This is a genomic window from Pseudomonas sp. RL (genome assembly GCF_000647775.1).
GTDB lineage: Bacteria > Pseudomonadota > Gammaproteobacteria > Pseudomonadales > Pseudomonadaceae > Serpens > Serpens flexibilis.
On record NZ_JBOY01000155.1, the window covers coordinates 1 to 7,722 of the forward strand.

At 68.3% G+C, this 7,722-nt stretch carries 7 protein-coding genes and 1 pseudogene; 4 read left to right on the forward strand and 4 right to left on the reverse strand.

What is annotated here, in order from left to right:
- The 4 genes and pseudogenes from AS93_RS21180 to bioB form a co-directional block, all read right to left on the reverse strand.
- Positions 1 to 161 (reverse strand): annotated as a pseudogene (locus AS93_RS21180) (malonyl-[acyl-carrier protein] O-methyltransferase BioC); the annotation flags it as partial.
- Positions 158 to 865, reverse strand: coding sequence for an alpha/beta fold hydrolase (locus AS93_RS0117360; protein WP_027591769.1), 708 nt, complete (start codon positions 863 to 865; stop codon positions 158 to 160). The pseudogene AS93_RS21180 and the gene AS93_RS0117360, both read right to left, overlap by 4 nt.
- Positions 858 to 2,024, reverse strand: a complete 1,167-nt coding sequence (bioF, locus tag AS93_RS0117365; protein WP_027591770.1) for an 8-amino-7-oxononanoate synthase — start codon at positions 2,022 to 2,024, stop codon at positions 858 to 860. The genes AS93_RS0117360 and bioF overlap by 8 nt, the downstream gene beginning before the upstream one ends.
- An 87-nt stretch (positions 2,025 to 2,111) precedes the next feature.
- A complete protein-coding gene (gene bioB, locus AS93_RS0117370; protein ID WP_027591771.1) occupies positions 2,112 to 3,155 on the reverse strand; it encodes a biotin synthase BioB in 1,044 nt (347 codons plus the stop codon).
- A gap of 76 nt (positions 3,156 to 3,231) precedes the next feature.
- Between bioB and AS93_RS19735 the strand changes: the two genes are divergently transcribed.
- Genes AS93_RS19735 through AS93_RS0117390 form a run of 4 tightly spaced genes read left to right on the forward strand, consistent with a single transcriptional unit; the run spans position 3,232 to position 7,582 of the window.
- Entirely contained in the window at positions 3,232 to 4,041 is an 810-nt protein-coding gene (locus tag AS93_RS19735) for a ComF family protein (protein WP_155956183.1), read from the forward strand.
- 9 nt (positions 4,042 to 4,050) lie between these two features.
- Positions 4,051 to 6,255, forward strand: a complete 2,205-nt coding sequence (locus AS93_RS0117380; protein WP_027591772.1) for an AsmA family protein — start codon at positions 4,051 to 4,053, stop codon at positions 6,253 to 6,255.
- Positions 6,252 to 7,313 (forward strand): A/G-specific adenine glycosylase, encoded by a 1,062-nt coding sequence (mutY, locus tag AS93_RS0117385; RefSeq protein ID WP_027591773.1) that lies wholly within the window; start codon positions 6,252 to 6,254, stop codon positions 7,311 to 7,313. Before AS93_RS0117380 ends, mutY begins: the two co-directional genes overlap by 4 nt.
- A complete protein-coding gene (locus tag AS93_RS0117390; RefSeq protein WP_027591774.1) occupies positions 7,310 to 7,582 on the forward strand; it encodes an oxidative damage protection protein in 273 nt (90 codons plus the stop codon). The genes mutY and AS93_RS0117390 overlap by 4 nt, the downstream gene beginning before the upstream one ends.
- Positions 7,583 to 7,722: the final 140 nt, after the last annotated feature.

The following is a 7,722-nucleotide window of genomic DNA, read 5'->3' on the forward strand; positions in this document are numbered from 1 at the left end:
ACGTCGAGCCAGCGCTCCGGCGCCAGGCTGGCTGGCAGCAGGTCCAGCAACTGCCGGCCGACCTGGCGCTGCAACCCGGCCACCGCGTCATAGCTGCTGGCCGCGCGGGAGAAGGAGGCCGCGACCAGGCCCTTGTCGGGCAACGTATGCTGCGCGTTCATCGGGAGGCTTCCTTTATAAAGGAGAGGATCGCCGCCGCCGCCTGATCGGCATGGCTGAGCGGCAGAGCATGACTGGCGTCCAGCTGTGCGACGGACGAGTCGGGATACTGCTCGCGCAGCGCCTGCGCCGCCTGCACGGGGACCAGGGCGTCGCGGTCGCCGAACAGATGCAAGCGTGGCCCCCGCCATTCACCCAACGCGGGCCGAAGATCGAGCGAGGCCAGGCAATCCAGTCCGGCCAGCAGGCCGGCCGGCGCCTCGGCGCGAACCGCCAGGCGGCGGACCAGCGCACGGGGCTCGTCGGCATCGCGCACCGCAAGCAGATCGAAGCGTTTGAGCGTAGCGGCCGGCGCAGCAACCAAGCCTTCGCGGAAATCGGCGAACTGTGCCGCCGGCATGGCGGCCGGCCAGTCGTCGCGCTGCACGAAGCAGGCATTGCTGGCCAGGGTGATCAGACCACGACAGGCCTTTGCGCGCCGCGCCGCCAGCGCAGTAGCCAGCATGCCGCCCAGCGACCAGCCACCGAGCCAGCAGTCGCCGGGCAGGCGCGCATCCAGCTCGTCCAGCCAACCCTGCGGATCGTCCAGCACAGGCAGTTCGGCCAGCTCCACGCGCAGCGCATCGCCGTGCAGCGCCTGGGCCAACGGCTGCAGCACTGCGGTGGGATAGGACCAACCGGGCAGCAGCACCAGTCGTTCAGTCATCGCCCAGCTCCCGCCAGGCCAGCGCCAGCCCGTCCAGCAGGCGATCCACCTGTGCCTCGTCGTGCGCCGCCGTCAGGGTGATGCGCAGCCGCGCCGTGCCGGCCGGCACCGTCGGCGGACGGATGGCGCCGACCAGCAGCCCCCGCTCCCGCAGCCGCGCCGACAGGCGCATGGCCCGCCCGCTGTCGCCGACCAGCAGCGGCTGGATCGGTGTCGGGCTGTCCATCAGGGTCAATCCCAGTTCCTGCGCGCCACGTCTGAACCGGACGATCAGGTTGCGCAGGTGCTGACGGCGCCAGCCTTCCTCCCGCAGCAGCTGCAGGCTTTTCAGGGTCGCGCAGGCCACGGCCGGGGGCTGGCTGGTGGTGTAGATATAGGGCCGGGCGAACTGGATCAGCGTCTCGATCAGTTCCTCGCTGCCGGCCACGAATGCGCCAGCGGTGCCGAAGGCCTTGCCCAGCGTACCGACCAGCACCGGCACCTCCTCCAGGCCCAGCGCGAAGTGCTCCACGCAACCCCCGCCCCCGGCGCCGAGCACGCCGAAGCCATGGGCATCATCGACCATCAGCCAGGCGCCGCGGGCCCGCGCGGCGGCGCTCAGGCCCGGCAGGTCGGCGAGGTCGCCGTCCATGCTGAACACGCCGTCACTGACCACCAGGGTGTCGCCCCCGGCCTTGTCCAGGCGCGCGGCCAGGCTGGCCGTGTCGTTGTGCAGGTAGCGGGAGAAGCGCGCTCCGCTGAGCAGCCCGGCATCCAGCAGCGAGGCGTGGTTGAGGCGATCCTGCAGCACCGTGTCGCCGCGCCCGATCAGCGCCGTCACCACCGCCAGGTTGGCCATGTAGCCGGTGGAAAACAGCAGCGCGCGCGGCCGGCGGGTGAACGCGGCCAGCGCCTCCTCCAGTTGGTGGTGAGGCGCGCTGTGGCCGATCACCAGGTGCGAAGCGCCGCCACCCACGCCCCAGCGCTCCGCGCCTTCGCGCAGCGCGCGGATCACTTCGGGGTGGCTGGCCAGCCCCAGATAGTCGTTGGAACAGAAGGCCAGCAGGCGCTGACCGTCCACCACCACCTCAGGGCCTTGCGGGCTGTCGAGCAGCGGGCGAAGGCGATACAGATCCTCGGCACGGCGGGAGGCAAGACGCGAAGCGAGATCGAAACTCATGGGCAACCCCGAAAACCGAAGCGTTGGGCCTGTGTATGGTGGTCAACGCCCCGCGTTGGCCACCCCGCACGCCCGGACCACCAATCATCAAACGGCCGCGTTGTAGAACAGCCTGGAATCGCGCTGCTCGACCAGCGCCTGCTCGATGGCTGCCTGGTGCACTTCGTCGGCGTGCTCCTCGCGGGCCTCCGGCTGGATGCCCAGGCGCTGGAACAGCTGCATGTCCTTGTCGGCCTGAGGATTGGCGGTGGTCAGCAGCTTCTCGCCGTAAAAGATCGAGTTGGCGCCGGCCAGGAAGGCCAGGGCCTGCATTTGCTCGTTCATCTGCTCACGACCGGCGGACAGGCGCACGTGGGATTTGGGCATCATGATGCGCGCCACGGCCAGCATGCGGATGAAGTCGAAGGGATCGACGTCCTGCTCTTCGGCCAGCGGCGTGCCCTGGACCTTGACCAGCATGTTGATCGGCACGCTTTCCGGATGCTCCGGCAGATTGGCCAGCTGGATCAGCAGGCCGGCGCGGTCGTCCAGCGACTCGCCCATGCCGAGGATGCCGCCCGAGCAGATCTTCATCCCCGCCTCGCGCACATACGCCAGGGTCTGCAGGCGCTCGGCATAGGTGCGGGTGGTGATGATGTTGCCGTAGAACTCCGGCGAGGTATCCAGGTTGTGGTTGTAGTAGTCCAGGCCGGCGGCGGCCAGCGCCCGGGTCTGCTCCTGATCGAGCCGGCCGAGGGTCATGCAGGTTTCCAGCCCCATGGCCTTCACGCCCTCGACCATCTTCAGCACGTACGGCATGTCCTTGGCCGAAGGGTGCTTCCAGGCGGCACCCATGCAGAAGCGCGTCGAGCCGATGGCCTTGGCCTCGGCCGCCGCCTCCAGCACCTTCTGCACCTCCATCAGCTTTTCCTTGTCCAGACCGGTGTTGTAGTGACCGGACTGCGGGCAGTACTTGCAGTCTTCCGGGCAGGCGCCGGTCTTGATGGACAGCAGGGTCGAGACCTGCACCCGGTTGGCATCGAAGTGCTGGCGATGCACCTGCTGCGCCTGGAACAGCAGGTCATTGAACGGCTGCGCGAACAGCGCGCGCACTTCGTCGAGGGTCCAGTCGTGACGGACGGTGGCACTCATCGGGGCTTCCCTTTTGTGGTTATGGCGCCTGCTAGAGTTGGCGCGACACGGTGCGGCATACGCTAGGGAAGGCGCCATGAGCTGTCAACCGAACTCAAGAAAACTGGTTTACAACTGGCTGACCAGCAAGCAATCCTGCCTGCTGTGCGACGAGCGCGCCGACGGCCCGCAGGCGCTGTGCATCCCTTGCGAACGCGAGCTGCCGTGGCTGTCGGCGGCCTGCCGGATCTGCGCGCTGCCCCTGAGCGATGCCAACCTGCTGTGTGGCGAATGCCTGAAGCAGGCGCCGAGCTTCAGCCGGGTCGAGACCCCCTGGCGCTACGCGTTCCCCCTCGACAGCCTGATCACCCGCTTCAAGCACCAGGCCCGCTGGCCGCTCGGCCGTCTGTTGGGCGAACTGCTCGCCCGCCACCTGCGCCACGCCTACCTGGAGGGCCTGCCCCGCCCCGAACTCTTGCTGCCCGTACCGTTGGCCCGCAGGCGCCAGCGGCAGCGCGGGTTCAACCAGGCGGCCCTGCTGGCCCGCTGGCTGGCTACCCCCCTGCGCCTGCCGGTGCAGGAGCACTGGCTGCTGCGCCCCCGCGAAACCGATGCCCAGCAGACGCTGGACGCCCGCGCCCGCCGGCGCAACCTGCGCCACGCCTTCGAGCTTGCGTCCAGGGCCGATGTGCGCGGCCGCCACCTGGCGCTGGTGGACGACGTACTGACCACCGGTGCCACCTGCGAGGCACTGGCCCGCTTGCTGGTCACCGCCGGAGCGGCGCGGGTGGATGTCTATTGCCTGGCGCGGACCCCGAAGCCCGACAGCATCGAGAGCAGCGTCCCGACTGCTGCCGGGCCGGCAAATGCGTATACTCCTTCGCCATTCAGACCAACCGCCATTTAGGGACTGTCCATGAAAGCGTTCGGCAAAATCCTGGGCCTGGTACTGCTCGGACTCTTGCTGCTTGTCATCGGCCTGGGGTTCGCGCTCACGCACTTCTTCGACCCCAACGACTACAAGGAAGAGATTCGCCAGCTGGCCCGCGACAAGGCCAATCTTGAGCTGGCCATCAACGGGGAAATCGGCTGGAGCCTGTTCCCCTGGCTCGGCCTGGAACTGCACCAGACCAGCCTGGCCAGCGCCGCCACGCCCGAGCAGCCGTTTGCCGACCTGCGCATGCTCGGCCTGTCGGTGCGCGTGCTGCCGTTGCTGCGCCGCGAAGTGCAGATGAGCGACATCCGCATCGACGGCCTGGCGCTGATCCTGCGCCGCGACGAACAAGGACGCGGCAACTGGGAAAACATCGGCAAGCCCGCCGGCGCACCGGCGACCGAACCCGCCGCCGAGCCCCGCGGCAACGAGGCGGACAGCACCGGCGCCCGTTCCGGCATGCCCATCAAGCTGGACATCGACAGCCTCACCGTCAATGACGCCCGCATCACCTACCAGGATGCCCAGTCCGGCCAGCAGTTCAGCGCCGAGAGCATCCAGCTGGAAACCGGCGCCATCCGCGAAGGCAGCGCCATTCCGGTGAAGCTCACCGCCTTCTTCGGCAGCAACCAGCCGCTGATGCGCGCGCGCAGCGAGATCCTCGGCGAGCTGCGCTTCGACCTGGGCCAGAAGCGCTACCAGTTCGAGAAATTCCGCCTCAGCGGTGAAGCCTCCGGCGAGCCCCTGGCCGGCAAGACCCTGAACTTCAGCGCCCAGGGCGAGCTGCTCGCCGACCTGGATGCGCAGATCGCCGAATGGACCGGACTGAAATTCTCCGCCAACCAGCTGCGCGGCCTGGGCGACATCAAGGTGCGCGAGCTGGACCGCGAACCGCGCATCAGCGGCGGCCTGTCGGTGGCCAGCTTCAACCTGCGCGACTTCCTCGCCGGCCTGGGCCGCGAGCTGCCGACCACGGCCGACGCCAACGCGCTGTCCCGTGTGGAGATGGCCACCCGCCTGAATGGCTCGCCGACCAGCTTCGCGCTGGAAGAGCTCACGCTGAAGGTGGACGACACCATCCTCACCGGCCGAATCGCCGTGGAGGACTTCGCCCGTCAGGCCCTGCGCCTGCAGCTCAAGGGCGACCGCCTGGATATCAGCCGCTACCTGCCGCCCAAGGCCACCGACAGCGCCAGCGCCGCGCGCCAGAGCGAAGTACAGGAAACCGCCCAGGCCGCCTCGGCCGGCGACTCGCCGCTGCCGGCCGCCCCGACCCGGCATGCCTGGAGCGACGCCCCGGTGCTGCCGATGGACGCCCTGCGCCTGCTGGATGTGCAGGCCACGGTCGGCTTCGACGAGCTGCTGTTCGATGACCACCCCTTCACCAACCTGGACCTGAACGCCCAGAGCCGCGAGGGCCTGCTCGCCCTGCAGACCCTGCGCGGCAACGTCTACGACGCGCGCTTCGAGGCCAACGGCAAGGTCGACGTGCGGCAGGCGCTGCCGCAGCTGAGCATCGAAGCGCAGCTCGGCAAGCTGCCGATCGAGAAATTCGTCAAGCTGGAAAAGCAGGAATCCCCGGTGCAGGGCCTGCTCGACCTGACGGCTACGCTGACCACCCGAGGCAACAGCCAGAAGACCTGGGTGGACAACCTGAACGGCAAGGCCAACTTCCTGCTCAGCGACGGCCTGCTGGTCGGCGCCGATCTGGAGCATTACCTGTGCCGCGCGGTGGCCACCCTCAACCGCAAGTCGCTGACCCGCACCTCCACCAAGGACACGCCCTTCGAGGCACTGCGCGGCAGCCTGCAGATCACCAACGGCGTGGCGCGCAACCCGGACTTCAAGGCCAGCGTTCCCGGCCTGACGGTCAACGGCAACGGCACCCTGGACCTGCGCGTGCTCGGCCTGGACTACCTGATCGGCATCATCATCGAAGGCGACAAGCGCGCCATGCCCGACCCGGCCTGCCAGGTCAACGAGCGCTACGTTGGCCTGGAATGGCCGCTGCGCTGCCGTGGCCCGTTGGAGCTGGGCGCCAAGACCTGCCGCATCGACCAGGACGGCCTGGGCAAGATCACCGCCAAGCTGGCCGGCGAGAAGCTTACCGAGAAGCTCGACGAGAAGCTTGGCGACAAGGTCAGCCCCGAACTCAAGGACGCCCTCAAGGGCCTGTTCAAGCGATGACCGACGCGCAGTTCGGTCCAGCCGTGCTGGCGTGGTATGACCAGCACGGCCGCAAGGACCTGCCCTGGCAACAGGGCATCACCCCGTACCGGGTGTGGGTCTCGGAGATCATGCTGCAGCAGACCCAGGTCGCCACCGTGCTCGGCTACTTCGACCGCTTCATGTCGGCCCTGCCGACCGTGCAGACCCTGGCGGCCGCGCCCGAGGACGAGGTACTGCACCTGTGGACCGGGCTCGGCTACTACAGCCGCGCGCGCAACCTGCACAAGGCGGCGCAGATCGTCGTGGCGCGGCATGGCGGCGAGTTTCCCCGCGACGAGCAGCTCTGCGAGCTGCCCGGCATCGGCCGCTCCACCGCCGGCGCCATCGCCAGCCTGAGCATGGGCCTGCGTGCACCGATCCTCGACGGCAACGTCAAGCGCGTGCTGGCCCGCTACCTGGCGCAGGACGGCTACCCCGGCGACCCTCAGGTGGCCCGCCAGCTGTGGGCCGCCGCCGAACGCCTGATGCCGCACGAGCGCTGCAACCATTACACCCAGGCGATGATGGACCTGGGCGCCACCCTGTGCACGCGCAGCAAGCCCAGCTGCCTGATCTGCCCGTTGCGCAACGGCTGTCGCGCACACCTGCTGGGCCGCGAAACCGCCTACCCCGAACCCAAGCCACGCAAGGCGCTGCCGCAAAAGCGCACGCTGATGCCGCTGCTCACCGACACACAGGGCAACGTGCTGCTCTACCGACGCCCGTCCACCGGGCTGTGGGGCGGTCTGTGGAGCCTGCCGGAAATGGACGCGCTGCCCGACCTGCACGCGCTGGCCGAACGCCACGGCCTGCAGCTGGGCGAACCCCGCGCGCTGCCGGCCTTCACCCACACCTTCAGCCACTTCCAGCTGAGCATCGAGCCCTGGCTGGTGCCGGCCAGCCCCAGGGTGAGCGTCGTGGCCGAGGGCGACTGGCTCTGGTATAACCTGACCGCCCCGCCGCGCCTGGGCCTGGCCGCCCCGGTGAAGAAGCTGCTCAGGCGCGTCGCTGAAGATTCGATTGGAGAACTGCCATGACCCGTACCGTGCACTGCCGCAAGTACAACGAGGACCTGCCCGGCCTGGATCGCCCGCCGTATCCCGGCGCCAAGGGCGAGGACATCTTCAACAACGTGTCCAGGAAAGCCTGGGAAGAATGGCAGAAACACCAGACCATGCTGATCAACGAGCGCCGGCTGAACATGATGAACGCCGATGACCGCAAGTTCATCCAGGCCGAGATGGACAAATTCCTCGCCGGCGAGGATTACGCCCAGGCCGAAGGTTACGTGCCGCCGAGCCCGTAAGCCGGCAAGTGCTTAAAAAAACTGATTTTTCCGTCGCGTGCGGTTGACTCCCCGGCGGTAAAACCGGTTTAATGCCGCCCGTTGTTGCCCAGGTAGCTCAGTTGGTAGAGCAGGGGATTGAAAATCCCCGTGTCGGCGGT

Bases quoted from the DNA above. Each gene is read 5' to 3' on its own strand.
- AS93_RS0117360 (WP_027591769.1), bottom strand. From the start codon at position 865: ATGACTGAACGACTGGTGCTGCTGCCCGGTTGGTCCTATCCCACCGCA.
- AS93_RS19735 (WP_155956183.1), top strand. From the start codon at position 3,232: ATGAGCTGTCAACCGAACTCAAGAAAACTGGTTTACAACTGGCTGACC.
- AS93_RS0117380 (WP_027591772.1), top strand. From the start codon at position 4,051: ATGAAAGCGTTCGGCAAAATCCTGGGCCTGGTACTGCTCGGACTCTTG.
- bioB (WP_027591771.1), bottom strand. From the start codon at position 3,155: ATGAGTGCCACCGTCCGTCACGACTGGACCCTCGACGAAGTGCGCGCG.
- mutY (WP_027591773.1), top strand. From the start codon at position 6,252: ATGACCGACGCGCAGTTCGGTCCAGCCGTGCTGGCGTGGTATGACCAG.
- bioF (WP_027591770.1), bottom strand. From the start codon at position 2,024: ATGAGTTTCGATCTCGCTTCGCGTCTTGCCTCCCGCCGTGCCGAGGAT.
- AS93_RS0117390 (WP_027591774.1), top strand. From the start codon at position 7,310: ATGACCCGTACCGTGCACTGCCGCAAGTACAACGAGGACCTGCCCGGC.